The sequence below is a fragment of the Streptomyces sp. NPDC014864 genome (genome assembly GCF_043081525.1).
Classification (GTDB): domain Bacteria; phylum Actinomycetota; class Actinomycetes; order Streptomycetales; family Streptomycetaceae; genus Streptomyces.
In genome coordinates this window covers 77,593-101,562 of record NZ_JBIBWT010000001.1, presented here as the reverse complement: position 1 = coordinate 101,562, position 23,970 = coordinate 77,593, and the positions used below count along the sequence as shown (strand labels likewise).

The window sequence follows — 23,970 nt, the reverse complement described above, 5'->3', positions numbered from 1 at the left end:
GTGGGGCACGGGGGTGTGCTGAGCCTACAGAGATCTTTTGACTTCCTCCCCCTCCTGATGGAGGGGGATTCCTACGGCTCGCGCCGTAGGGTTTCCTGCTTCATCGCCGGTCGCCCGCCCGGAGTTCTCCGTTGAGGTCTTACACCGGCTCCACAGGCCGACACCGCCAGCCCGGCGGCCAGAAGGTTGTGCGCCGCGTTCACGTCGCGGTCATGGGTGATGCCGCAGCCCTCGCACGTCCAGGTGCGCACGTGCAGCGGCATCTTCTCCTGCAGGGCTCCGCAGTGCGAGCACAGCTTGGAGGAGGGGAACCAGCGGTCCACCGCGATCACCTCGCGGCCGTACCACTGAGCCTTGTACTCCAGCATGCTGCGAAAGTCCGACCATGCCGCCTCGCTGATGGCGCGGGCGAGTCTGCCGTTCTTGAGCAGGTTGCGGACAGTGAGGTCCTCGATCACGATCGTTTGGTTGTCACGAACGAGCCGAGTGGTGAGCTTGTGCAGGTGGTCACGGCGCCGGTCGGCGATCCGAGCATGGATGCGGGCGACCCTGCGCCGGGCCTTCTCCCGGTTCTTCGCCCCTCTCTGCTTGCGGGACAGCTCCCGCTGGGCCCTGGCCAGGCGGGCCCGGTCGCGGCGCTCGTGCCGCGGGTTGGCGATCTTCTCCCCGGTGGACAGGGTGAGCAGGTGGTCCAGCCCGGCGTCGACGCCGACGGCCGTGTCCGTGGCGGGCAGCGGTGCGACGCCGGGGTCCTCGACGAGGAGGGAGACGTACCAGCGTCCGGCCGCGTCCTGGGAGACGGTCACCGTCGACGGCTGCGCCCCCTGCGGGAGGAGACGCGACCAGACGATGTCCAGCGGCTCGGCCATCTTCGCCAGCGTCAGCCGCCCGTCGCGGAACCGGAACGCGGACGTGGTGTATTCGGCGGACCTGCGGGACTTCTTCCTCGACTTGAACCGCGGATATTTGGCCCGCTTGGCGAAGAACGCGGTGAACGCCGCCTGCAGGTGGCGCAGGGCCTGCTGGAGGGGGACGGAGGAGACGTCGTTGAGGTAGGCCAGTTCCTCGGTCTTCTTCCACGCCGTCAGCATCGCCGACGTGGCGCTGTAGTTGATCCGCTCGGCCTGCAGCGTCCACGCCTGCGTACGGGCGGCGAGCGCCAGGTTGTAGACCTTCCGCACGCACCCGAACGTGCGCGACAGCTCTGCCGCCTGCGCATCGGTCGGATGGAAGCGGTACTTGAACGCCCGCTTCACGGGGGTTACCTCCACAACTCACATACTAACCGATCCGTTTGTGACTGCCTGGGTTGTCGGTGACAGGCGCCGGTTCGCCCTGGCAGCGAACCGGACTCCCTTGCCCTGCTCCGCAGAGGTTCCCGAGTTAACCCTGGAACCGCACTTCGCGACTGTGAGCCGAATTGCGTCGTTCACAACCGCCACGTCACAGTCCTCACACCCCCACACAGTCTTCGATGACCGCTCAAGTGCCGTTCAGGGGCAACTGATAGCTTCGTTCCCTGCTGCAACACCCTTCCAGCCACCGACTCGGGGGAGACCAACCGTGGCCCGCCGCGCCCTGACCGCCGCCGCCATCGCGTTCACCGCGACAGCCACCCTCCTGCTCACCGCCTGCGGCGGAAGCGGCACCGGAAAGCCGGACGACATCAAAGGCGCGGACACGGGGGCGGGGAGCCCGTCGGCTTCCGCGACCGCAGCGTCCGGTTCCGGCCGACCGGACGTGAGTCTGCCGAGGGACCTGCGCGTCACGTTCGACGTCACACAGCCGTCGGACGCAGATCACGCCGCGGCCCTGGAGAACGCGAAGAACTACGTCCTCGCCCTGAATCACGGCATCACGGCCCAGGATCCCGAGGACCCGGCGTATCAGTTCTATTCGTTGGGGAACGCCACCAAATACGCCAAGAAGCAGATCCAGGCGTGGGTGAACGACGAGTGGACCGCCACCGGAACCGACAGCTACTACAGAGCCCGGACCGACGACGTCGGCTCCACCGGTGGTGTGCTCGTCACGATGTGCCGCGACCAGAGCAAGTTCTACGGCAAGAACGTCAAGACAAAGAAGGTCAAGTACACCGAGCCGAGCCTCGACGACTACCAGCAGTTCCGCCTCCTCATGGCCGCACCCAAGGGCGCGCAGAAGACCTGGAAGGTGCTTCAGATCGAGGTGCAGGGACGCGTGAAGGAATGCCGGCGATGACATCCACGCGGCCTGCTCCTCGCCGATTCACGGCTGCCCTGGCGGTCGCGGCCGTCCTGTGGTCCGGAAGTACGGCGTACGCCGCCGGACCGGAAGACAACACCACTGTGCCGTCCGCCGACCAGCCCAGCGGCGGCACCGACGGCAAGGGAACGCTCTCGGCCTCGGTTTCCCACATCCAGCTCACGTATGTGAGCGGCGACGACGGCGGGGACAATCAGGGGAATCTCGGAGCGGTCGATCCGAACTGGAAGCCGCCGGCCTGCTGGTACGAGCCCGTCTTCACGCCCGCCGAGCTCAAGAGGTTCGTGGACACCGACGGCGGTGGCGACGTCGGCATTCACGAGTCGTGGTGGGGCAAAGGGCTCTGGACCGATCACTACCGGGACGGCAAGCCAGCAGACAACTTCGACCTGCACTCCGCCTCCAACAGCAGCGCCGAGGGATACAAGAAGTACAACCTGGGGAAACACGGCTACTTCTGGCGTGGAGTCGCACCGGACGACAACGACCCGAACTCATGGGACTGCGGTCGCATCATGTTCTGGGTCACCGCCGGCCGGATCCCGGACGACCCGAACACTCCCACTCCCAAGACGCTCGCCGAGTACGCCTACAACAAGATCAAGGTCCCCAAGACCGAGGTGGAGCTGAAGCCGGAGACCAAGTCGACGGTGAACCTCCCGACCTGGGTCTGGCTGGACCGGGGCACATTCAAGGACGTGAAGGTCCGCGCCTCCCTCCCGAAAACGGGTCTGTGGGCGGAGACGACGGCGAAACCGGTCGCGCTGCATCTGGAGCCAGGCACAGACGACGCCACGACCTACCCCGGCTCCGGCAACTGCCGTATCAACGACGACGGCAGCATCGGTACGCCCTACACCGCGGGCGACGCCGACAAGACCCCGCCCTGCGGCCTCACCTATCTCCGCGCAAGCAACGGTGCTCCCTACCACCTGAGGGTCAGTGTCACCTGGCAGATCACATGGAAGGGATCCGATGGCACCGAGGGCGACCTGCCCGACGGCACCTTCGTATCGACCCAGGACATGAACGTCCAGGAAATCCAGTCGATCAACCGCTGAAGTGCCCCCGTGCCGACCGCCCCTCCACCCCGCCCGTCAACCATCACGTGCCCAGGCAAACAGGTTGACAGCTTCGTTCCCTACTGCAACAGCTGCCCACCCGCAGCCCCGGGGGAGACCAACCGAGCGATTTCGAGTCCAACTGGGAGGACGGCCGCGAGGACATCACCCAGCAGCTCGACGCCCTGGCCGACATGTCCGACGCCGTCGTGCGCGAGTTCAAGAGACTCGATGACGACCTGGCCAAGAGGGCCACGGGCGAGGTAAGGACCGCGGACGAGCGGGGAGGCAAACGGCTCACGCGCCAAGTGACGCCCCGCCCGCGTCAGCCGACCTCGTTCTTGGCCACCGCCTGGCCGTGGACGACGACGTCGCCGCCGTAGAACATGCCGGTGAAGACCGGGGAGTACGTCAGCTGGATCTCGACCTGGACCTGCTCCACGTCGGCCGCGACGCAGTGGCTCGCGGCGATGTCGACGGTCGTCATCCCCATCTCGCGGGCGAAGGTCTTCACCCGGGTGTCGCAGTCCTGGTAGTTGATCGGCGCGGGGCCGCCCTCGTTGTCGTAGAGGGCCTCGCGGTCGATGTCCTGGGCGGCGTAGCGGGCCGCCTGCTCCGCGATGTCGGCGGCGCGTTCGCGCTTGGAGATGGACAGGCCGCCGTCGATGACGAAGGCCGACAGGGACAGGAAGACCAGGGCGAAGAGGATCACCGCGCCGGCACCCGAGCCCCGGTCGTCCAGCGCCGAGCGGCGGGTGGTCCCCCAGGTGCGCACGGCCTTCCCCGTTCGCCCGACGCCCCTCATCCCTCCGCCGCCCCTCATACGCCCAAGGCCCCTCATACGCCCGGCGTCCCTCATGCGTCCGCGGCCGTTCATGCCGTCCTCCGGAACGGGTCCAGCGGGGAGCTGAAGCTGGCCGACAGCGTCGTCGGGACGTCCAGGCCGAGCATGGCCAGGCCGCGCACCTGGCAGCTCACCTCGACCGTGAAGATGGTGTCGGGCTCGAAGCCCTGGCTCGTCTGGACGACGGAGACCGGACCGGAGCAGACGTCCGACAGGTCCGCCTCGGCCGCCCTCCGCGCCTCGGCCATCGCCGTCGCGTGGTCCTTCTGGATCGAGCCCGCGCGGGCCGCGTCCCGGGCCGCGCCGTCGAGCGCGCCACGTCCGTCGACCAGTTGGCCGAAGGCCACCAGGACGAGGATGAACAGGATCATCACCGGGGCGAGGATCACCACCTCGACGGTGGACAGGCCCCGGTCGTCGTCGCGCGCGAGGCGAAGACGACTCCGGCGTGGGCAGTTCATCTAGTTCTGCCCCTCCTTCACGAACCTCTCCACCGGCCCCGCCGACTGCGCGTGCACCGTCAGGTCGAGGCCGGGGAACACCGTCGGCACCCGGGCCGAGATCTCCACGCCCACCGTGCCCTGGTCGGGCTGGACCGTCTGGACGTCCGGTGACAGGACCAGTTGCGGGCCCAGTTGGCGGATGTAGGCGTCCACGACGTCCCGGGCCTCGCCGCGCCAGCCGCCGGGCTGTTCGTCGGCCGTGGCGCGGGCCTTGCGGGCGCCCGCCTGGGCCGCCGCCTGGGCGACGTGGTCGGCGAAGAAGTACAGCGCGAACTGCACGGTGGCGAAGATCATGAAGAACAGTACGGGGGTGAGCAGCACGAACTCGATCGCGGTCATGCCCGCGTCGCCGCCGGTGTCCGCCGCCGCCTCACGCGCGGCCCGCACCCTGCGGCGCATCCCTCTGCTCACGTCCGCCAGCATCCCCGTGTACCCGTGTCCCCGTAACCCCGTGGTCCTGTCGCCCCGTTGACCGATCACGCCGTCGACCGGCGTCCTCGTACGGCGGTCAGCAGGTCTTGCCCGCGTCCGCGCCCTTGATGCAGTCGCCGACCTTGTTGGCGCCCTCGCTCAGCGCGGAGTTGATGATGGCGGCCACCACGCCGACGATCGCCACGACGACGGCGGAGATGATGACCCACTCCACCGCGGAGGCACCGCGGTCCAGTTCGCCCGAGCGGGCCCGCTCCACACGGCCCCGCAGGAAGGTGACCAGGAAGTCCACGGCCGGGATCCCGGTGTGGAAGTCTCGTCCGTTCATGACAGTTTCCTCTCGACTCAGCTGAAGATCAGGAGATCAGGGGTAGTTGGCGTCCGACAGCCGCCGGCTCACATTGCGTACGACTCACACCTGGAACACCCGCATCGCCGCCGGGAAGATCAGGAAGACCAGGAAGCCGGCGCACAGCAGCAACTGGGCCACCAGCATCGACTGCGACTTCTCACCCGCGCTGCCCTCGATCTCGGCCAGTTCGCGGTGGCGCATGGTCTCCGCGCGGGAGGCGAGCGACTCACGCACCTTCGCGCCGTCGTCGGCGACCAGGGCCAGAGAGGCCGACAGGTCCTTCAGCTCCTCCACGCCCAGCTCCTCGCCGAGCTGGCCCAGCGCCTGCCACTGGCTGATGCCGGTGATACGGGCGTCGGCGAGCGCGTTGCGGATGCGCTGGTTCGCCCAGCCGTCGGACACCTCGGCCGCCGCCATCAGCGCCTCCGGCAGACCGCGGCCGCCGGCCAGGCTCATCGACACCAGGTCCAGGTAGGCGCCGATGACCCGCCGGAGGTCGCGCCGCTTCTCGGCCGCGTCCCGCCGTACCTCCAGGTCCGGCAGGAAGAAGAACAGCGCCGCGCACACCAGCGCCAGCCAGACCGGGATGACCGGGCCGCTGCCGAAGCCGAGCGTCCAGACGACGGCGAAGAGGAACGGCCCGAAGAACAGCCCCGCGACCGCCAGCAGCGCCTTCGTCGCCAGGAACTTCTCCCAGCTGCGCTCCAGTACGGCCAGGTCCGCGCGCAGCGAGCGCTGCTCCCAGCCCTGCTGGAGGTAGAACTCGGCCACACGAGAGCCGACTTCGGCCCGCAGCGAGCCGAAGCGTCCGGCCTCCCGGGCCCGGCGCGACGTCTGGTACGCCGATCCGCGCGCCCGCATCGCGTCGATCCGCGCGACCTGGGCGACCGCGCTGCGCTTGGACGGCATGAGGGCGCGTACGAGGGCGTAGACGCCGAGGCCGAGGACCGCGCCGACCACGATCGGCATCGTCAGGTTCACCGTCGTAGCCCCTCTCCCTGCTGGACCGACTGAGACGACTGAGGCGGCTGAGACGGCTGGGATGCTTGGGGCGACTGGGACGGCAGCGACTGCCCCGGCTGGCCGGACTGACCTGACTGAGCCGGCGTCCGCGGGCGGACGAACTGCACCGCCGTCTCGTCGCGCACCAGGAAGCGCTCGGGCGTCTCGATGGTGGACAGCTTGCGCAGCCACCAGAAGCCGAGCGCGAACAGCCCGCACACGACCGCGAGGACGAGCTGGCCGACCGCGGTCCCGTACGGCGCCACGAACTCGCGGTTGAAGATGGACAGGCCGAGCACGAAGGCGATCGACACCGCCACCACGATCTGCACCGAACGGCGGGTGGAGGCCCGTTGGGCCATCACGCGCTGGCGCATGTCGACCTCCTCGCGCGCCGACTTGGCCAGCGCGCCCAGCACTTGGCGCAGACCCGGGCCGCGCAGGCGGGCGTTGAGGATGAGCGCGGCGACGATGATGTCGGCGGACGCGTCGTCGATCTCGTCCGCGAGCATCTGCAGCGCGTCGGGCAGCGGCGTACGGGCGCGCAACCGGTCGACGAGCGAGTCGAGGTGGGGCCGCAGCACGGGGGCGGCGGCCCGCGCGGACGCCGGGATGGCCTGCTCCAGGCCGACCGCGCCCGCGATCGTGTCGCGCAGCGACTCCGTCCAGGAGGCCAGCGCCTCCACCCGGCGCATGGCGGCCCGTTCCTCGGCCGCGCCGCCGAAGAGCCGGTCCCAGAAGAAGACCAGGACACCGGCGGCGATTCCGGCGACCGCCCAGCGGGTGAGCAGCAGGACGACGAGGCCGACGATGGCGGCCAGGGAGCCCCGCTGACCGGCGAACCGGATCAGCTCGTTCGCGCGCCGGCTCGCCTTCCGCTTCTCGTGCTCGGGCTTCGCGGGCAGGCCGCGTACGGCGATCATCAGCAGCGCGAGTCCGCCGCCGACGGCGACACCGCAGCCGATGGAGTACAGGACGGTGGTGGAGAACAGACCGCCCATGGAGCCGAGCGATCCGGCAGAACCGAGGGCGAGGGGGCCGGCCTCCGACGCCATGCCCGTCACACTCGTCGCACCCGTCATGCCTGTCATGCCGGTCACCCCCAGGATCCGTGGGGCTGGTAGCCGTACGCCATCAGGTCCTCCAGGCAGGCTATGGGCGCGTGCGGCACGATCCGGCCGTCGGACGCCTCGGCGAACACCTCGCTGGACAGCACGCGTCCGTCGACGCCGTTGACCTCGCGGACGGAGGTGACCACGCGCTGGAGGCGGCCGCCGGTCTGGTAGTTGTTGCGCCGCTGGATGAAGACGACGAAGTTCACCGCTCCGGCGATCAGCATCTGGCTGGCCTCGATGGGAAGCCGTTCCGAGGCCTGCAGCGCGTAGGTGGAGATGCGGTTGAAGACCTCGCTGGAGCTGTTGGCGTGGATCGTGGACAGCGAGCCGTCGTTGCCCTGCGACATCGCGTTGAGCATGGTCACGATCTCGTCGCCGAGCACCTCACCGACGATGACCCGGGAGGGGTTCATACGGAGCGAGCGGCGGACCAGCTCGGCCATGGAAATGGTGCCCTGGCCCTCGGAGTTGGGCAGGCGCTCCTCGAAGGCGACCACGTTGGGGTGCAGTTCGGGGAAGGTGTCGAGCCCGAGTTCCAGCGCCCGTTCGACGGTGATGAGGCGCTCGTGCGGCGGGATCTCGTTGGCGAGGGCGCGCAGCAGGGTGGTCTTTCCCGCGTTCGTCGCCCCCGCGATCATGATGTTCTTGCGGGCGCGGACCGCGCACGCGAGGAAGTGGGCGACCTCGGGGGTCAGGGTGCCGTTGCCGACCAGGTCGGAGATGAAGACCTTGCCCATGCGGGCGCGGCGGATGGAGAGGGCGGGGCGCCGGGCCACGTCCATGACGGCCGACAGACGCGAACCGTCCGGAAGCCGCAGATCGAGCTGGGGGTTGGCCGAGTCGAAGGGCCGGGAGGAAAGCCCCGAGTACGCGCCGAGCACCTGGATCAGCTCGATGAGCTCCTCGTCGGTCTCCGCGACGGGATCGCCCTTGACCTCGCGCCCGTCGGCGTAGCCGACGAAGACCTGGTCGCAGCCGTTGATGTCGATGTTCTCGACCTCGGGGTTGTCGAGCAGCGGCTGCAGCCGACCCACGCCGAAGAGCGCCGCGTGCACGGCGGCCGCGTACTGCTCCTCGGTCTCGGCGTCGAGAGGGGTGCGACCGGCGTTGATCTCGGTGCGGGCGTACTCCTCCAGGATCTGGGCTATGACCGCGCGCGCGTACTGCCGTTCGTCCTCGCCGGACATCGGCGTGACGCCGTTGACCTGGTCGAGGCGGCGCTGCTCGGCGATGCGGTCACCGGCTTCCTGCCGGAACCGCTTGACCAGTTGGTGGTCGACAGCGGTCATCGGCCGGCCTCCGCGTGACCGGTCGTCCGTCCCTGGGTGGGGTGGGTCTGCTGCGGGGGCTGGGGCTGGTGGGCCTGGGGCTGCGCCTGGGGGACCTGCTGCGCCTGTGTCGCCGCGGCCCACGCGGCGCCGTACTGCTGGTAGACGTCCGCGGTGACCTTGCGGGCCGAGCGGATCAGCAGCGACTTGTCGAGCCGCCCCCGCCTGCGGCCGGCCAACTGGTCTGCGCCGGACGGGTCGTCGGCGATGGTGCCGACCACGCGGGCGCCGGTCTGGGCGTGCACCAGCATGTCGTTGACCTGGCCGGAGACCTTGCCGGCGCTGTTGGGGTCGGCGACGAGGACGACGCCGATGGCCGGCGTGGCGAGGCTCGCGGCACCGCGCGGGCCGCCGTGCAGCTTGGCGGAGAGCGCGGCGGCGCGGTCCCGGACGCGGGCGAGCGACTCCGGCTCGGTGCGCGCGATCAGCAGGACGAGGGCGGCGTGCGGGAACAGTTCGACGGCGGGCGTGTCCCCGCTGATGCGGCCGCAGTCGGCGATGACGTCGGCGGGTGCGTTCGGGGAGTCGGCGAGGGAGGCGAAGGCGTGGCCGAGGGTGGGCCACAGCCCGGTCAGTCCGGCGGCCTGCTCGGCGACACCGAGCCCGACCAGGACTTCCAGGCCGCCACTCAACGGCTGTACGTGATCCCAGAGTTGGTCGGGCACGAGGCCGCGGCGCGCGGTCGCGGCGATGGACAACATGCCGACGTTGGGATTGAGCGGCCCGCCGTGCGCCGCGGCGCTGCGGTAGACGAGGTCGCCGCCGGCCGGATCGGTCTCGGCGAGCAGGACGCGCCGCGGCCAGACCGCGGCCAGGGCGACGGCGGCGGTGGTGACGCCGGGGGAACCCTTGTCGGCGGCGAGGGCGATGAGGGCCATGGGTGCGCTGCCGCCCTCAGTTGCCGGGAATGGTGACGACGGCGACCTCGCCCGCGGACGCGGCCTGGGTGAGGGCGGCGGCCTCGGAGGCGTCGACGGTGAGGACCACCGGCAGGCTGGTGCTGCTGATGACGTCGCCCCCGGCCCGCTTCACGTCGCTGACCACGGCACGCTCCACCAGCAGCGAGTTGCCGGCGGCGGACGACGAGGAGGACGAGGAGGAGCCCGACGAGCCCCGGCTGCCGGCGGCGCTGTCGTTGCCCACGCGGTAGACGGCGACGTTGTCACCGGGCTTGAGGTTGATCGGGTACTGGCCCTCCTTGAGCGAGACTCCGACGGTCGCCTTACCGGCGCCCATGGAGGTCTTTGCCGCGAACATCTGGCCGACGACCACGGTGCCCTCGTAGAGGGTGGACTTGGCCTGCAGCTTCTCCAGGCTCTGCCGCTGCGACCAGGGCACGAAGTCGGCGCCCGAGTCCTCGGACACCATCACCGAGGTGATCTTGCTCTCGCTGATGGACTCGCCCGCCTGGATGTCGCCCGTCAGCTTGATGACCTCGACCCGGTCCCCGGCGCGCAGGACGAGCATCGTGGCGCCCAGCGCACCCACCAGGATCAGCAGCACCGCGAGGGCGGCCAGGGCCGGTTTGCGCTCGCGAGGCGGTGTGGGAAGCCGGTCACCGACCGACGGCTGAGCCGGAGCCGCGGAACGTCCCGCGCCCGCCCCCGTACGCTCCTGGATCTTCACGCAACCGCTCCCCGTACACCCAAGAAGATGTGTCAGACTCTCAGCATTCAGGACACTCCGCCCCGTCCCCCACATGCGGGATGCACCGGGCGTACCACCCGACCTGGGCGATTAGCCACTGCTCGGATGAGTGTCAAGCGATCGCACCGTATCAGCAGCGCATATCCCCCTCAAGGCGCGCCCGACCTCAGGGGCCTCCTGACGCACGGTGTTCTACGTCTGCAACTGGCTTTTCACGCACTCCAGTTGGGCGGCCCATCGACGCACCCTGAACACTGTGCGGAAGCGAATCCGCCACCGCACCGACAGCGAACGCACTCCAACTCGGAACAGGGCCGACTGAGGCGTTCGTCACGGGGTGACCATCAGGCCTGCACCATTCACTCACCTGAGTGTGCGGCACCGTCGCCGACGGCGACGCACCCTTGCCAAGTACACCCCGGTCAGGTGGAAGTGGCCGTGGCTCTCTGTCCAGTCCGGGGCCCGCGTCCACGACTGCACCGCGTCCTTGACGACGCGGCGCATGACGCCAACGCCGCGTGACCTTGACCACCGTGACCCAAGGGCCATCTGACGGGTCCGCCAACGCCCCAGTACCGTTACGTTCCTTGGCTGAGGCTTTGTCTCACGGGGAGTCAACTGTGAAGCGCCGCTCTTTGTCCTTTGCTGTCGCGCTTGCCGCGGCCACGACCTTGCTGCTGAGCGGATGCGGCAGCGGCAGCGGCGACACCGACTCGAAGGGCGACTCTGCACAGTGATGTCCGGGACGACTTCGAGAGCTGGAAGACAGGGGACGCGGCCAAGGACGCCATCCTCGCCGACGCCGGCCGAGCCCCGACCGCCACGAACTACGCCATCGTCAAGGGTGATCCGGACGAGCCGGCCCTCGCCTTCTACCGGCAGGGAGACGCCCTCGTCAGCGGCGCCAGGTGGGTCAAGTCGTTCGTGGACGCGGGGATCACCTACACGGGCACCGTGCGGTACTTCAACCCCAGCGTGGTGGTCTACGGAAAGACGTCGGCGGGCGTCACGTTCTGCACCGACGAGACCAAGGCCTTCAACAAGAACAGGAAGACGAAGAAGGTCGACAGGACGCCTGCGGACGACGATTCCTACGTCTACTACAACACGCACTTGAAGAAGAACAAGGATGGCGTCTGGCAGACTACGGAGCTGGCGTCCGAGAGGGGGAGCAAGAAGTGCGCCCGGTGAAGCCACGGCGAGGCGGGCCGGTCGTCGGCGTCCTCACCATCGCGTGCGTGCTGGCCGCCGGTCCCGCATTCGCAGCACGTGGTCCGGGGGGCTTCGACGGCGGAGTGAAGACCTCCGGGAAGAAATCCGGTAACGCCATCGAGTCGCGCATCACAAAAAGGGTCTCCGTCACAGCGACCCTCAACGCCGCCGGCCTCGACATCCAGGCGACGACGACAGCCGAGCCGGTCGCCCTCGAGTTGGAACCGGGCGCCGAGGACGCGCGGACATACCCGGCCTCCGGCGAGTGCACGATCAACGACGACGGCTCGATCGGCGAGCCCTACGCCAAGGGCAAGGCTGACCGGACCCCACCGTGCGGCATCAAGTACCTCCGCTCCTCCGCCGACGGAGCCTTCAAGCTCAGGGCAACCGTCACATGGCAGATCAACTGGACCGGCACCGGGGGCACGGGTGGTGATCTCCCCGACGGCACCTTCGGGACCACCCAGGACGTCACGGTTCAGGAGATCCAGTCCGTGAACCGCTGAGTGACGTGTTGGTCGAGGACATGAGCAGGAGGAACCCCACGAAACGCAGAGGCGAGCAGCTTGGGGTGGCGGCCGAGTGCGCCTCCTGGTGCCGAATCGAAAGGATTCCCACGCCGCCGAAGGAAATACGCGACATCATCGGCAACGCGCCCCTGCGGCCTGCCCGCATGACCCCGCTGGGGGCCCTCGGCACTCTGGTGGCCGCGCTCTTCGCGCCCCTGGTGATGCTCCTGGCACTCCTCTCAGTGGTGGAGGAAGCAGCACAGCGGCTGCTGAATTCCAAGGCGCACGGGACCAGAGCCCGCGCCGAGGCGCAGGAAGCCGAGGCGGCGAAGACGGCGATCGCCGCGCAGGCCCTGGACCAACTCTTCGACGGCGACTGGACCGCGGCGGCCGGCCAGTTCCTGCTGCGCTGGTACAGCCACTCGTCCCACCCCAAGCGGCTGCTTGTCCTGGCTCCCGACCGCATCGTCCTGGCCGCGCCGCCCAAGCGGGTATCCGTACGACAGGAGGATCGGATGCAGATCGTCGCCGAGATCCCGGCCACGGATGCGGTGATCGAGGATCCCCTCACCGGGCTGCATCCCAGCGACAGGCTGCGCATCAGGTTCGCCGACGGGTCGTGGCTGACGGTCGTCACCGACGAGCCGCGCAGCGACATCCATATGCACCTGATGAGGCAGTTGGACCTCGGGTAACGCGCAAAGACTGCCCCTTCACGTCTGACGGCTTCACACCGATCGCAAGGAAGGGGCCCACACGGGCTGGGTTCCTCTGCGGCCGATGAACTCCCGTTTGCGCAACTCAACCGCGTCGCTCATGTGCGTCAGCCTGCGATCCCGATCCGGCAGCACCAATGGGTGGCTCCCGGTCAGCGGGGCGGTCGAGCTTGAAACGGCTGGTGAACTGGTGACCGAGGGCCGGCCCGAGCCCGGCGATCACGGTCAGGGCGGCGAGAACCCCTGCCACTTGAGCCGTAGGCTGATGCGAGAAGAGGCCCAGCAGGGGAAGCAGGCTGAGCACGGGCACGACAATCGCTTCTCCTTCTCCGATGACCGAGGAGTACCGGCTCGTTGCCCGCCGAGCCTCATTCGCCTCGACCGGCGAGAACTTCACGGCGTCGGCAGCCAGAGTGTGGCCATCCCACCAGGCAGCCTCCGCTCGCACACGCCGCGCGGCCCGGTCCGAGACGGGTACATCGAGAGCGGCGACCAGACGGCTCCAGCTCTCCTGGCCGCCTGCACCCGAGAACCAGCACTGCCAGGGAAGCAGCACTCGCGGATGATCCGCGCCGTCACGGAACTCCACACCGAGCACGTCGCCGGTGCAGGGGTCCAGCAGCCGCACGAGGCGAGTCACGCCATGGCCGGCGTTCCTGGCGAGCCAGCGCTCCTCGCCCACCGTGTTCGTCATCACGACGTCCCCCGGCAGTACGCGTATGGCTGCAGTGCCGCAGAACCGGTTCGATGCTCCGCAGTGCGTGGGAGGGCAGGGCCTGATCACCACGGCGCCGGTGAGCGAGGTGTCCCTGCGCATGCGGAAACTGAGGAGAAGACGAACGAGCAGGTCTGTTCCCGGCACGAGGAGCAGCCCGGAGACAGCCGTCAGGACCGTCCAGCGATTGCCGTTGCCCGTCATGGGGAGGAGGAGGAAGCAGACGAACCACACGAGCGTCCCGACGCCTCGGACCCAGTTGTGCCAGGCGGGCAAGTCCCGGTGAACGGCCCGATCAGGACGACTGATCGGCCTCTTGCTCGTGGGTGAGACTGCGCACGGCGCAGCGGTGTCGTCCCAGGGAACGCGCAGCCGCGTCAAGAGTGACCGCAGTCCCGTGCGTTCGAGACACTCCTCAGGGGTCAGGGCGATCAACCCCGTGAGCCCGGCCTCCGGCAGCCACTCGGCCAGGGGAACCTGAAGAATCGACTGGCCGTCGGCCTTCTGGAAGTCGACCACACCCCACCGGTCGGATGAATTCCTCTTCGCACCACCGCCCTCGTGGACGGCCGGCGGAACAAAACGGGCTCGCGCGATGCCGTTCTCCCCGAGGGGATAGGACCGCTCGCGCGCGTGCCCGTCCCTGACGACGATCTCGCCGTCAACCGCGTAGATCCGTGCGCGACGCGCCACGTCCACGGCATGAGCAGAGGCGAGGCGGGGTCGCAGAACTGGCTCCGGGAGCTTGGTCTCGGCAACCGATCGCCCAGTCAACGCTTGCTGTCCAGGCATCCTGTGCCGGTCTTCGGTTCTGGTTGGCGAGCGCCCTTCACGGAAGCGAGCGGCAAGCGCCGCGGCACGGCTGGGGAGCGACGCCGTCATCCCCAGTGCAGCGTTCCCGCGACGGTGTCGAACAGTTCCACCATGCGGTCCGCCAGCGGATCGACGGGGGTGGAGAAGTTCAGCAGCAGCCAACGGGTGGTCGCGGGGATCGGGACGTAGTACGTGAGGTTGGTGGTCGGCAGGGTGTTGCCCATCTGCGTGTCGGGGTCGGCGGCCTCGCGGCAGCGGTGCCGTACCGCCTTGCCCGCCGCGTCCAGTGCCACGACACCGAGTTCCCCGTTCTCGCCGAGATCCTGCCCGGCCAGGTGCTCGGCCAGTTCGTCCGCATCCGAGGTCTGCGGCCATTCGTCGGGGGCCGGAACACTGATGAGCAGTGAGGACGCCAGCGGCACCGGGCCGACCGTCATCGTGGAGAGGTACAGCTCGGTGCCACCCACTCGATAGGCGTCTTTCGCCCTGCGCTGGAGGTCACGCATGAACTGCTGCTTGAGATGGGGGGCGTTGTCCACACCGCGGAACGTCACGTCGGCGAGGGCGACAATTCCCCGGTCGCGGTCTTCCGGGTCCAGCGAGAGCTGGAACCAGCCGTCCGGAACCACGACGTTGTAGTCCTGGGGCGGCGAGGTGAACTGATCCGCCGTCTTCATTCCGATCCTCCGGTGGGGAGTCGGTTGATCTGCAAAGTTCGCACGGCTTCGTCGGCCAGCTCCGTGATCTGCTCCGTCAGGGCGATCTTCTCCCAGGTCACGGTGACCACGACGAGGCTCTGCAAGCCGGATGGAAAGACGGCCCACTTGACGAACTCGGTGAGCTTGCGGCCGAAGCCGAACAGCCGCTTCACCTGAAGCATGGCCTGGACACGCACCGCCGGGCCGACCGCCAGGTCGTGCCGGGTGATCTGTGGATCGCCCGTGACCTCGGCATTCGCCCACTGCAGCAGCAAGGGAATGACCTCGTCGGGGCCGGGCCTCGGCACGCCCTCATCACCGTACGAATCGACCACCAGGTTGGCGAGGGCCTCGCCCGCCTCCGTGTAGTAGGCGGCTGCGAGGACGGGCACGTCCTCGTTCAGGTCGACCGCCCGTTCCACCATGTCGTCGAATACGGCGCTTTTCTCGATCTCCAGCGCCATCGGGTTGAGATCGTTGACGACCGCTGTGGCCAGCGCTTTGGCCTCGGCCTTCGTGCCTTCCTGCAGCGTCAGGTCGACCCAACCGGGCTGGAACTCAAACGTGCACTCGAAGGTCTCGGTCAGAGGGACGGCGTCGTCCGATGGGGTCATGCTGTTTCCTTTCGCGCGGGACGTGGCCGTCGGCTCAGCCGAGGAGCGGGTTGAGGTTTCCGTCCAGGCCCAGGCCGCCCAGCGTAATCCCGGCCCCCACGACGGACATCCGGCTGGCGGTGCTGGAGATCTTGTTCAGGGCGTTCACATCGAACTGTCCGCCCAGAGCCGCCGTGCCCAATTTGACGGATTTCAGGTCGGAGGCAACTCCCGGGTCGGCCATGGAGAACGACTTGGGGAGACCCTTGAGCAGACTCCCGCCACCGCGCCCGCGCAACTCGCTCCAGGCCTGGTTGTAGTTGCCGCTCCCCGGCTTGAGAGTCTTGAGATTGTCGCTCCACGCGCTCTTCGAGAAGGGCTCGGTGAACGGCTCCTTCATCGACTTCCAGACGTCGCCCTTGCCGAGCTTGAACTGCTTTCCGGAAAGGCTGCGCAGATTCTTGTTCGCCCGGCTCACCTGCCGAGCCGTTCGGGCGACTCCGGCCCTGCCCAGGCGACCGAGGGCACCCTTGGCGAACTTGCCCGCGATCTTCGAGAACCCCTTGCCGACACCCATCATGACAAATCCGAGGGCGGCCAGACCCAGGTCCAGCCACTCCGCGTTTCCCTGGAGGACCTGAACGAAGGTCGCAATAAAGTTGATCAACGTGGCGATCATGGCGATAGCGCCCAAAACGCCGGCCAAGGCCTGCCCGATGACCGGAATCCATCCGACGACGAGAGAGAGGATCCCACACCATGTCGCGATGAACGAAGTGATGTCTGCGATCTCTTTGACCAGTGTGTCCCAGAAGCCGTCCTTCAGGGAGTCGTGACTGATGACGGCGTCGATGGAATCCCGAGCCCGCTTGGCAGCTATATCGCGGATCTTCTTCGCTTCGTTGATCTTCTCGCGGGCCGCGCTGATGTCGTCCCCGGCCAGGTCGCGTTCCGCCTCGAAGTCCTTGCGGTCCTTGCCGGAGTGGTCCTTCTTGTCCCGTCTCGACAGGCCGTCCAGGCTCTTCTGTGCGGCCCCCTTGCGCTCCTCGGCGTCCTTCGCGTCCTTCAGTGCGGCGTCGGCGATCTCCTGCGCGCGGTTCAGGTCCGAGGCATAGTTCCGCGGGCGGGCATGCAGTTTGTCCTGGTAGCCGCCCCCCTCCTCGACGACCTCGGATCCGATGGCTGTGGCAGCCGTGTCGTATCGCTTGAAAGCCGCCTCGAGCTTCTTGACGTTTCCCTTGGCCTTCTCGCGGAACTCCTTGCCGGCCTTGCTGTCCCAGGCGTCCACCTCGGCAACCGCTTTGAGGTTGCGGATCTGCCGTTCGAGTTCGTCCGCCGTCTTCCGCAGCTGCTTGCCCAGGGCCGCCATGCGATCCGGGTCGCCCGGTACGGGGTCGCTGTCCGCTATCGGATGCCAGTCACGCGGCCGTCCCGTCATGGGCTATTTCCTCCCCTTTTTCGGGTCCTGGGCACCACGAATCGCCTCGGCCAGCTGGTGGTCGATGTCCTCGTACGCCTTCGCGGCCGCTTTCGCGATCTGAGCAAGCGCGTCGACCTCACCGGTCAGCTTCTCGCGGCTGATTTCCCAGTTGCTCGCGAAGTCCCCGAACTTCTCGGCGAGATCGCCGTCACCGAAGTCGTCCTCGTACTTGTCGCCGAGTTTCTCCAGACCGTCGAAGGCCTTTTTGATAGTGCTGAGCCCCGTCCCCATGCCCCTGATCACCTCAAGGTCGAGCCGGGTGTGATCGGCTTCGCCGCCCACGACACCCCCGTGTGCGCTGTTGCAGTTCCGCTGGATGGCCGACCTTTTCGTCGGCGACACAGCGGTGCAACGGAGCAATGCGTGCTCCGTTGCACCGGAATGGGGTCCTACTGACCGACCTCAGCTGCCCTTGACGCCCCGCGCCAGCTGGTCGTCCAGGTCCTCGTAGGCCTGCTTGGCCTTCTTCAGGAACTCGGAGAGGCCGTGGAGGCCGTGGATGGTCTTGACGGCGCCCTTGGCGAACTCGCGCATGGAGTCCTCGTAGGCACCGGACGCCTTCTGCGTGGTGAAGCCGTCCTCGACCAGCTTCTTGACCCGCTTCTCGACCGAGTGGATCTGGGTCTCCAGGTCGTGCATGTCCTTGAGAAGATCGCTGGCGGTCTTCTCCATCTCGGCATAAGTAAGGTCCGTGTCTTTGCCCTTGCCGGCCATGACGGCTCCCTCCCGTTTTCGTACGCCGCAGGGCCTGCCCCCGTGGCTTGCGTCGCGCGGCCGACCCGGTCGTCCGGTCGTCCGGTCGCCCACCGGCCGTCCGCATGAGCAAAGATCTTACGGGTGGGGCTGTTGGGATGACAGGGACGTCAGGCAACAGGACCGTGAAGGCCCGCACAGCCGTGCGCATCCCGTTGCCCGGGCCAACGGCGCGGCGGCTAAGGTCACTTCCACTGTGTTCAGCGTTCCGGGGACGGCCTCAGCCCCACGAGGAGGACGAACGTGCGCCTGAGTCTGACCGTCGTCGACCCTCTCGGCGGGGGCGGCGCCGACGTGGTGCTCGACGCCGATCCGGAGTCGACGGTCGGTGACATCACGCGGGAGCTGGCCCGGCAGGTCGGCGCGGCCGAGGGTGCGCGGATCATCCCCATCGGCGGCCAGCGGAACCCCGGTGGCACGCCCCAGGCCTACGTCGACGGCTATCCCCTCGACCCCGCGGCGACCGTGGTCGGTTCGCCGCTGCGGGAGGGGGCCGTCGTCAGCCTGCACGACCCGGCGGGCTGCGTCCTCGGCGAGCCGACCGGCGTCGTGGAGTTCCGCGTGGCCGGCGGTCCCGGGGCCGGGTCGGTACACCGGCTCGGCGTGGGCCGGTACGACATCGGCAGCGGCCCGGCCGCGCACCTGCGCATCGACGACCCCGAACTCGCCGAACGCGCCGCCACCTTGTCGATATCCATCGACGGCACCTGCGAGGTGACCCTGCACGGGGGCACGTCCAGCCGTGTTCGGAGCGGCGGATCCGGTGGGAAGGACGAAAAGGCCAAGGAAGACAACGCCAAGGACGGCAGGAGCAAGGACAGCAGGAGCAAGGACGGCAGGAGTAAAGGTGCAAAGGGCGGTGACAGGGACCACCGGCTCCCCCGGCTCGACGGCGAGGAGTTCGACGGGGGCGCCTGGCCGCTCGGCGCGCAGCTCGCCCTCGGCAACAGCCTGCTGGAGATCACCGGTTACACCGCGCCGAACGCGGCGCTGAAGTGGTCGGAGGACGGTGCCGGACTCGACTACAACCGGCCGCCGCGGCTGCGGCCTGCCGAGCGCCGGACCGAGTTCGCGCTGCCCTCCCCGCCCGGCGAGTACGAGGCACGGCCGCTGCCGTGGCTGATGGCGCTGTTCCCGCTGGTCGGCGCCGTGGTCTCGGTGGTGATCTTCGGCCGCTGGTACTACCTGATCATGGCCGTGATGAGCCCGATCATGCTGTTCGGCAACTACTTCATGGACAAGAAGCACGGCCGGAAGTCGCACGCCAAGCAGCTCAAGGAGTACAAGGAGCACAAGGCGCGGATCGAGCAGGACGCCGAGGACGCCCTCGGCGCCGAACGCGCCGACCGGCGGCAGGCGATGCCCGACCCGGCCGCCGTGCTGGCCTTCGGCACCGGTCCGCGCACCCGGCTGTGGGAGCGGCGGCGCACCGACGCAGACCACCTCCTGCTCCGCGTCGGCACCGGCCGCGTCCCGTCCGAGGTCGTCCTGAGCGACCCGGAGCAGGACGACCACAAGCGGCAGGTCACCTGGTCCCTGGAGGACTCCCCCGTCGCGCTGCCGCTGAAGGACCTCGGGGTCGTCGGCATCGCGGGGCCGGACGACTCCGCGCAGGCCCTGGGGCGGTGGGCGGTCGCCCAGACGGCGGTGCTGCACAGCCCCATGGACGTGCAGTTCTACGTCCTCACCGACAACGACGCCCACCAGCGGTGGGACTGGGTGCGCTGGCTGCCGCACGCGCGGCCGGCCGGCGGCCAGGACGTCAACGTCCTCATCGGGACGGACTCCGAGACGGTCGGCGCGCGCGTCGGTGAGCTGACCCAGATCCTGACGGCGCGTCAGAAGGCGCTGCGGGAGAGCGGGCGCAACGGAGACGGCCCCGCGTTCTCCGACCCCGACATCGTCGTCGTCTGGGACGGCTCCCGCAGGCTGCGGTCGATGCCGGGTGTCGTGAAGCTGCTGCGCGAGGGTCCCGCGGTCGCCATCCACGCGATCTGCCTGGACGAGGAGGAGCGGTTCCTGCCCGGCGAGTGCCAGGCCGTCGTCGTGGCCGAGCCGCGGCGCGCGGGCGACGCCGCGACGCCCGCGCCGACCGCCGCGCAGCCGGCCGCCGCCGGCGGGTTCCCGTCCTTCCAGGCCTGGCACCACACCGCCGAGCAGACCGCGTACGAGACCCGGGAACGCGCGCTCGAACTGCGGCTGAGGGTGGAGCAGAGCGGCGCCCGGCGCAGGACCGACGTACGGCCCGACTTCGTCTCGCCGGCGTGGTGCGCCAGGCTGGCCCGGGCGCTGTCCCCGCTGCGCGACATCAGCGGCGAGACCGAGGACTCCGCGCTGCCCGCCGCCAGCCGGCTGCTGGACGTGCTCCAGCTGGAGCCGCCGACGCGCGACGCGATCGCCGCGCGCTGGCGCATGGGCGGGCAGTCCACCATGGCCGTCATCGGCGAGTCCTACGACGGTCCCTTCGGCATCGACATCCGCAGGGACGGCCCGCACGGCCTGATCGCCGGTACGACCGGTTCCGGAAAGTCGGAGCTGCTCCAGACCATCGTGGCGGCCCTCGCGGTGGCCAACACGCCCGAGAACATGACCTTCGTGCTCGTCGACTACAAGGGCGGGTCCGCGTTCAAGGACTGTGTGAAGCTGCCGCACACCGTGGGCATGGTCACCGACCTCGACGCGCATCTCGTCGAGCGCGCCCTGGAGTCGCTGGGTGCCGAGCTGAAGCGGCGCGAGCACATCCTCGCGGCCGCCGACGCCAAGGACATCGAGGACTACCAGGACCTGGTGCGCCGGGATCCGTCCCACGCTCCGGTACCCCGACTGCTCATCGTCATCGACGAGTTCGCGTCCATGGTCCGCGACCTGCCGGACTTCGTCACCGGCCTGGTCAACATCGCGCAGCGCGGCCGTTCCCTCGGCATCCACCTGCTGCTGGCCACCCAGCGCCCCAGCGGTGTCGTCTCGCCCGAGATCCGCGCCAACACCAACCTGCGCATCGCGCTGCGCGTGACCGACGCCGGTGAGTCGACCGACGTGATCGACGCCCCCGAGGCCGGCCACATCTCCAAGAGCACCCCGGGCCGGGCGTACGTCCGTCTGGGGCACGCCTCCCTGATCCCGTTCCAGTCCGGCCGGGTCGGCGGTCGGCGGCCGGGGGCGGCCGACCCGCAGACGCTGGCGCCCTGGGCGGGACAGCTCGCCTGGCAGGACCTGGGACGCGGGGCGCTGCACAAGCCCAAGTCGGAGGCGCGCGAGGACGACGAGATCACCGACCTGAAGGTGCTGGTGGATGCCGTCCGCGAGGCCGACCGGGCGCTCGGCATCCCCGCCCAGCACTCCCCCTGGCTGCCCGCGCTGGAGGAGACCCTGCTGCTGGACGAGATCCCGGCCGTGCGGGCCCAGGGCGCGCTGCCCGCCGCTCCGTACGGCCTCGAGGACCTGCCCGCCGAGCAGGCCCGCCGGCCGGTCGCCGTCGACTTCGCGACCTTCGGGCACCTGCTCGTCGCCGGCGCCCCGCGCACCGGCCGCTCGCAGCTGCTGCGCACCGTCGCCGGTTCGCTGGCGCGCACCCACTCGTGCGCCGACGTGCACCTGTACGGCATCGACTGCGGCAACGGCGCCCTGAACGCGCTGACCCGGCTGCCGCACTGCGGCGCGGTCGTCGGACGCAACCAGGTGGAGCGGGTCGTCCGGCTGTTCACCCGGCTCTCGGGCGAACTCGGCCGCCGCCAGGACCTGTTGGCCGAGAAGGGCTTCGCGGACATCGGCGAGCAGCGGGCCGCGGTCGCCGAGGACGAGCGGCTGCCGCACATCGTGCTGCTGCTCGACCGCTGGGAGGGCTGGCTGCCCACGCTGGGCGAGTACGAGCACGGCGACCTGACCGACCAGCTCTTCGCGATGATGCGCGAGGGCGCGAGCGTGGGCCTGCACGTCGTGATCACCGGTGACCGGCAGGTCCTCGCGGGCCGGATCTCCTCCCTGACCGAGGACAAGTACGGTCTGCGCCTCGCGGACCGCAGCGACTTCTCCATGCTGGACATCAACGCCCGCAAGGTGCCCGAGGAGATCCCGCCGGGCCGGGCGTTCCGCAACGAGACCGCCGCGGAGACGCAGTTCGCGCTGCTCTGCGAGGACACCACCGGTCAGGGCCAGGCCGCCGCGCTGATGGCGATCGGCGACGCGGCGGCGGCCCGGGACGCGGACGTGCCGCGCGCGCGGCGGCCGTTCCGGGTGGACGTCCTGCCGAGCCGGATCTCCTTCGCGGACGCCTGGGCGATGCGCGACACGGCCGCGGCCGCGTCCCCGCTGTGGGCCCTGGTGGGCGTCGGCGGCGACGAACTGACCGCGTTCGGACCCGACCTGGCCGAGGGTGTGCCCGCGTTCGTGATCGGCGGCCCGGCGAAGTCCGGCCGCAGCACGGTGCTGTTGAACTTCGCCCGCTCCTACCTCGCCCAGGGCGTCCGCCTGGTCGTGGCCGCGCCGCGCCAGTCACCGCTGCGCGAACTGGATGGCCAGGAGGGCGTGTTGAAGGTCTTCACGGGCCGGGACATCGACGAGGACGAGCTGGAGGAGGCCGTCGGGTCCGCCTCCCCCGGGCAGCCGGTGGCCGTCCTGGTCGACGACGCCGAGGTGCTGGACGACTGCGACGCCGAGGACGTGTTCAAGCGGATCGTCCAGCGCGGGGCCGAGGAGGGCCTGGCGCTCGTCATCGCCGGTGACGAGGAGGAGATCTGCGACGGCTTCTCCGGCTGGCAGGTCGACGCGAAGAAGGCCCGCCGGGGCATCCTGCTGTCGCCGCAGGACTCCTCCGCGGGCGAGCTGATCGGCATCCGTACGACGCGGAGCATGGTCGGCGGCGCGGTCACACCGGGCAGGGGGATGCTGCACCTGGGCACCGGGGAGCACATGGCGGTCACGACACCGGCGTAGAGCGGGCGGCAGGGTGGCGACCGGCGTCGACCGAGTGACAGGACGATGCGGCGTGGACCGGGCGGCAGGACGATGACCGGCGGACGGCCGGCGGACGGGCGGAGGCAGGCGGGCATGGGCGGGGGATCGGCGAAGCCGAAGCGGAGGAAGGCGGCCGCGGCGGCGCTGCGCTACGAGCACCGGAAGGGCCCGTCCGCCGCGCCGCGCAAGAAGGAGCGGGGTGCCTCGTGCCTCTTCGCGTGCCTGGTGGTTCTGGGCTTCACCGCGTTCCTCGTGCCGACGGTCATGATGATGAGGGCCTACGGCAGGGACGTCTGGGGCGGTCTCGCTCCCGCCTGGCCCGGTGGCGGCTACGCGTTCGCCGCGACCGTCGGAGCCCTGGTGCCGGTCGCCCTGGGTTCGGTGATCGCCGCGTTGATCCGCATGAACTGGCGTGAGAGCAAGGTGCGTTCGCTGGGCTGGGCCGCCGCCGCGCTGCCGGGACTGGCCGCGTGCTGGGGGCTCGGGATCGTGATCGGCAGCACCACGCGCCCGAAGCACCGGCGCGACTGGGACGCCGGCTGCTACGCGCGGGGCGGGGGGTGCTGGGTCCACGCGCACTACCCGTTCGTCTGGGCGGTCGGGCTGGTCACGGCGCTGGCCGTGGGGGCGCTCCTCGTCGCCCTGCTCGTCAGACTCTCCAAGGCAAAGGCCGATTCCGGCGAGGCGGCCGCCGAGTCCTCCTCCCCCGCGGCTGCCTGACCTTCGGCACCCGCGCCCGCGGAATGCCCTCCGGCGAGCCGTCCGCCGTGTACTGGAGGTCGTCCCAGACCGGGGTGAGACGCACGGTGTGGGGCCCGCGCAGCCCGCGTGATCGACGGGGGCGCCCACGGACGTCGCGACGAACTGCTTCACGTCCCGGTGCACCGGGCCCAGTTCGTGCACCGCCCCCAGCACCTCGGCGAGGCCCGCGCCCAGGCCCCGTACGGAGTGGGCGGGCAGCGGACCGGCGTCCGCGACCGCCGGTGGGCCTGCTCCA

General features: G+C 69.5%; 22 protein-coding genes and 1 pseudogene. 7 read left to right on the top strand and 16 right to left on the bottom strand.

The features are described from left to right. Positions 1-71 precede the first annotated feature (71 nt). Positions 72-1,271: an RNA-guided endonuclease InsQ/TnpB family protein gene (locus tag ACF1A5_RS00520; protein WP_392190625.1), complete on the bottom strand. Its 1,200-nt coding sequence runs from the start codon at positions 1,269-1,271 to the stop codon at positions 72-74. 292 nt (positions 1,272-1,563) lie between these two features. On the opposite strand from ACF1A5_RS00520, the gene ACF1A5_RS00515 reads away from it, so the two are divergent. Both ACF1A5_RS00515 and ACF1A5_RS00510 read left to right on the top strand, forming a co-directional pair. Continuing rightward, positions 1,564-2,220, top strand: a complete 657-nt coding sequence (locus ACF1A5_RS00515) for a hypothetical protein (RefSeq protein ID WP_392190624.1) — start codon at positions 1,564-1,566, stop codon at positions 2,218-2,220. Beyond that, a complete protein-coding gene (locus ACF1A5_RS00510; RefSeq protein WP_392190623.1) occupies positions 2,208-3,305 on the top strand; it encodes a hypothetical protein in 1,098 nt (365 codons plus the stop codon). The genes ACF1A5_RS00515 and ACF1A5_RS00510 overlap by 13 nt, the downstream gene beginning before the upstream one ends. A 325-nt stretch (positions 3,306-3,630) precedes the next feature. On the opposite strand, the gene ACF1A5_RS00505 is transcribed toward ACF1A5_RS00510, so the two are convergent. From ACF1A5_RS00505 to ACF1A5_RS00465, 9 genes are all read right to left on the bottom strand, one after another. Further along, the gene (locus ACF1A5_RS00505) at positions 3,631-4,110 is read right to left on the bottom strand and encodes a TadE/TadG family type IV pilus assembly protein (RefSeq protein ID WP_392190622.1); all 480 of its coding nucleotides are present in this window, start codon (positions 4,108-4,110) and stop codon (positions 3,631-3,633) included. A 68-nt stretch (positions 4,111-4,178) separates the two neighbouring features. Further along, positions 4,179-4,610 carry a TadE/TadG family type IV pilus assembly protein gene (locus tag ACF1A5_RS00500; protein WP_392190621.1) on the bottom strand — a complete coding sequence of 144 codons (432 nt, stop codon included), beginning with the start codon at positions 4,608-4,610 and terminating at the stop codon, positions 4,179-4,181. Continuing rightward, positions 4,611-5,051: a TadE family protein gene (locus tag ACF1A5_RS00495; RefSeq protein ID WP_392191182.1), complete on the bottom strand. Its 441-nt coding sequence runs from the start codon at positions 5,049-5,051 to the stop codon at positions 4,611-4,613. A gap of 109 nt (positions 5,052-5,160) precedes the next feature. Further along, positions 5,161-5,412 carry a hypothetical protein gene (locus ACF1A5_RS00490; RefSeq protein WP_356187490.1) on the bottom strand — a complete coding sequence of 84 codons (252 nt, stop codon included), beginning with the start codon at positions 5,410-5,412 and terminating at the stop codon, positions 5,161-5,163. 84 nt (positions 5,413-5,496) lie between these two features. Further along, on the bottom strand, positions 5,497-6,417 hold the full coding sequence (locus ACF1A5_RS00485) for a type II secretion system F family protein (RefSeq protein ID WP_392190620.1): 921 nt from the start codon (positions 6,415-6,417) through the stop codon (positions 5,497-5,499). Then, positions 6,414-7,439, bottom strand: a complete 1,026-nt coding sequence (locus tag ACF1A5_RS00480; protein ID WP_392191181.1) for a type II secretion system F family protein — start codon at positions 7,437-7,439, stop codon at positions 6,414-6,416. Before ACF1A5_RS00480 ends, ACF1A5_RS00485 begins: the two co-directional genes overlap by 4 nt. 95 nt (positions 7,440-7,534) lie before the next feature. Further along, complete coding sequence (locus tag ACF1A5_RS00475; RefSeq protein WP_392190619.1) at positions 7,535-8,842, bottom strand: CpaF family protein; 1,308 nt, start codon at positions 8,840-8,842, stop codon at positions 7,535-7,537. Continuing rightward, positions 8,839-9,759, bottom strand: coding sequence for a hypothetical protein (locus tag ACF1A5_RS00470; RefSeq protein ID WP_392190618.1), 921 nt, complete (start codon positions 9,757-9,759; stop codon positions 8,839-8,841). Before ACF1A5_RS00470 ends, ACF1A5_RS00475 begins: the two co-directional genes overlap by 4 nt. A gap of 16 nt (positions 9,760-9,775) precedes the next feature. Then, positions 9,776-10,507, bottom strand: coding sequence for a hypothetical protein (locus tag ACF1A5_RS00465; RefSeq protein WP_392190617.1), 732 nt, complete (start codon positions 10,505-10,507; stop codon positions 9,776-9,778). A gap of 945 nt (positions 10,508-11,452) precedes the next feature. Between ACF1A5_RS00465 and ACF1A5_RS00460 the strand changes: the two genes are divergently transcribed. The 3 genes and pseudogenes from ACF1A5_RS00460 to ACF1A5_RS00450 all read left to right on the top strand — a co-directional run bounded on the left by ACF1A5_RS00460 (position 11,453) and on the right by ACF1A5_RS00450 (position 12,947). Continuing rightward, entirely contained in the window at positions 11,453-11,719 is a 267-nt protein-coding gene (locus ACF1A5_RS00460) for a hypothetical protein (RefSeq protein WP_392190616.1), read from the top strand. 161 nt (positions 11,720-11,880) lie between these two features. Next, positions 11,881-12,249 (top strand): annotated as a pseudogene (locus tag ACF1A5_RS00455) (hypothetical protein); the annotation flags it as partial. Positions 12,250-12,416: 167 nt separating this feature from the next. After that, a complete protein-coding gene (locus ACF1A5_RS00450; RefSeq protein ID WP_392190615.1) occupies positions 12,417-12,947 on the top strand; it encodes a hypothetical protein in 531 nt (176 codons plus the stop codon). Between the two features lie 106 nt (positions 12,948-13,053). On the opposite strand, the gene ACF1A5_RS00445 is transcribed toward ACF1A5_RS00450, so the two are convergent. The 6 genes from ACF1A5_RS00445 to ACF1A5_RS00420 form a co-directional block, all read right to left on the bottom strand. Next, on the bottom strand, positions 13,054-14,382 hold the full coding sequence (locus ACF1A5_RS00445) for a hypothetical protein (protein WP_392190614.1): 1,329 nt from the start codon (positions 14,380-14,382) through the stop codon (positions 13,054-13,056). A gap of 179 nt (positions 14,383-14,561) precedes the next feature. Beyond that, the gene (locus tag ACF1A5_RS00440; RefSeq protein ID WP_392190613.1) at positions 14,562-15,173 is read right to left on the bottom strand and encodes a hypothetical protein; all 612 of its coding nucleotides are present in this window, start codon (positions 15,171-15,173) and stop codon (positions 14,562-14,564) included. Next, complete coding sequence (locus ACF1A5_RS00435; RefSeq protein WP_392190612.1) at positions 15,170-15,808, bottom strand: hypothetical protein; 639 nt, start codon at positions 15,806-15,808, stop codon at positions 15,170-15,172. Before ACF1A5_RS00435 ends, ACF1A5_RS00440 begins: the two co-directional genes overlap by 4 nt. Positions 15,809-15,842: 34 nt before the next feature. Further along, on the bottom strand, positions 15,843-17,225 hold the full coding sequence (locus ACF1A5_RS00430; RefSeq protein ID WP_392190611.1) for a hypothetical protein: 1,383 nt from the start codon (positions 17,223-17,225) through the stop codon (positions 15,843-15,845). A 3-nt stretch (positions 17,226-17,228) separates the two neighbouring features. Beyond that, positions 17,229-17,549, bottom strand: coding sequence for a hypothetical protein (locus ACF1A5_RS00425; RefSeq protein WP_392190610.1), 321 nt, complete (start codon positions 17,547-17,549; stop codon positions 17,229-17,231). A 120-nt stretch (positions 17,550-17,669) separates the two neighbouring features. Beyond that, the gene (locus tag ACF1A5_RS00420) at positions 17,670-17,981 is read right to left on the bottom strand and encodes a WXG100 family type VII secretion target (protein WP_392190609.1); all 312 of its coding nucleotides are present in this window, start codon (positions 17,979-17,981) and stop codon (positions 17,670-17,672) included. A gap of 282 nt (positions 17,982-18,263) precedes the next feature. Here ACF1A5_RS00420 and ACF1A5_RS00415 point away from each other — a divergent pair, with 282 nt between their 5' ends. Together ACF1A5_RS00415 and ACF1A5_RS00410 are read left to right on the top strand one after the other, a co-directional pair. Beyond that, positions 18,264-22,952: an FtsK/SpoIIIE domain-containing protein gene (locus ACF1A5_RS00415; protein ID WP_392190608.1), complete on the top strand. Its 4,689-nt coding sequence runs from the start codon at positions 18,264-18,266 to the stop codon at positions 22,950-22,952. Between the two features lie 114 nt (positions 22,953-23,066). Next, positions 23,067-23,693, top strand: a complete 627-nt coding sequence (locus tag ACF1A5_RS00410) for a hypothetical protein (protein WP_392190607.1) — start codon at positions 23,067-23,069, stop codon at positions 23,691-23,693. The last annotated feature ends 277 nt before the right edge of the window (positions 23,694-23,970 follow it).